Origin of the sequence: Alkalihalobacterium chitinilyticum, from assembly GCF_029028005.1 — a bacterium.
Lineage (GTDB): Bacteria > Bacillota > Bacilli > Bacillales > Bacillaceae_F > Alkalihalobacterium > Alkalihalobacterium chitinilyticum.
Genome location: NZ_JAOTPO010000049.1, coordinates 1 through 1015 on the forward strand (window position 1 = coordinate 1; position 1015 = coordinate 1015).

At 50.0% G+C, this 1015-nt stretch carries 6 tRNA genes and 2 rRNA genes; all 8 read left to right on the top strand.

Annotated elements, in window-relative coordinates:
• Nucleotides 1–125: ribosomal RNA gene (locus N7Z68_RS24270) — 23S ribosomal RNA — on the top strand; the annotation flags it as partial.
• Between the two features lie 214 nt (nucleotides 126–339).
• A 5S ribosomal RNA gene (rrf, locus tag N7Z68_RS24275) occupies nucleotides 340–455 on the top strand.
• Nucleotides 456–463: 8 nt separating this feature from the next.
• Nucleotides 464–539: transfer RNA gene (locus N7Z68_RS24280), tRNA-Val, on the top strand.
• Between the two features lie 4 nt (nucleotides 540–543).
• A tRNA-Thr gene (locus N7Z68_RS24285) sits at nucleotides 544–619 on the top strand.
• A gap of 9 nt (nucleotides 620–628) precedes the next feature.
• Nucleotides 629–704, top strand: a tRNA-Lys gene (locus N7Z68_RS24290).
• Nucleotides 705–714: 10 nt separating this feature from the next.
• A tRNA-Leu gene (locus N7Z68_RS24295) sits at nucleotides 715–798 on the top strand.
• Nucleotides 799–805: 7 nt separating this feature from the next.
• Nucleotides 806–880: transfer RNA gene (locus N7Z68_RS24300), tRNA-Gly, on the top strand.
• A gap of 17 nt (nucleotides 881–897) precedes the next feature.
• Nucleotides 898–986 (top strand) — tRNA-Leu (locus N7Z68_RS24305).
• Nucleotides 987–1015: the final 29 nt, after the last annotated feature.

The window sequence follows — 1015 nt, forward strand, 5'->3', positions numbered from 1 at the left end:
AGATGAGATTTCCCATTACGTTAAGTAAGTAAGACCCCTTAGAGATGATGAGGTTGATAGGTCTCGGGTGGAAGCGTGGCGACACGTGGAGCTGAGAGATACTAATCGGTCGAGGACTTATCCAAATTTATAAAGCGTTGAATTCATCTAGCCATTATCCAGTTTTGAGAGAACCACTCTCAATTTAATAAGGATTTATTAAAATCCAGTAAAATTGTTAGAAGCGAGAAGTTCGAGGCGACAAGCTCACGAGTAGCGGAATGTACGTTTAAAGGGTACATGAGCAACGCAGAGAGCGCAGTCAACGAAGAAATTCGAAGCTTATCACAGTTTTAATAGTCTAGTGGCGATAGCGAAGAGGTCACACCCGTTCCCATGCCGAACACGGAAGTTAAGCTCTTCAGCGCCGATGGTAGTTGGGGGCTTCCCCCTGTGAGAGTAGGACGTCGCTAGGCGTAACAATGGAGGATTAGCTCAGCTGGGAGAGCACCTGCCTTACAAGCAGGGGGTCGGCGGTTCGAGCCCGTCATCCTCCACCATTATGCCGGTGTAGCTCAATTGGTAGAGCAACTGACTTGTAATCAGTAGGTTGGGGGTTCAAGTCCTCTCGCCGGCACCACTTTAGTTAGAGCCATTAGCTCAGTTGGTAGAGCATCTGACTTTTAATCAGAGGGTCGAAGGTTCGAGTCCTTCATGGCTCACCATTTCAATATTGCGGGTGTGGCGGAATTGGCAGACGCGCTAGACTTAGGATCTAGTGTCTTTGACGTGGGGGTTCGAGTCCCTTCACCCGCACCAATTTAATGCGGAAGTAGTTCAGTGGTAGAACATCACCTTGCCAAGGTGAGGGTCGCGGGTTCGAGTCCCGTCTTCCGCTCCAAGAAAATAGTCTGCTTTGCCGGGGTGGTGGAATTGGCAGACACACAGGACTTAAAATCCTGCGGTAGGTGACTACCGTGCCGGTTCAAGTCCGGCCCTCGGCACCATAATGCGCCCTTAGCTCAGCTGGATAGAG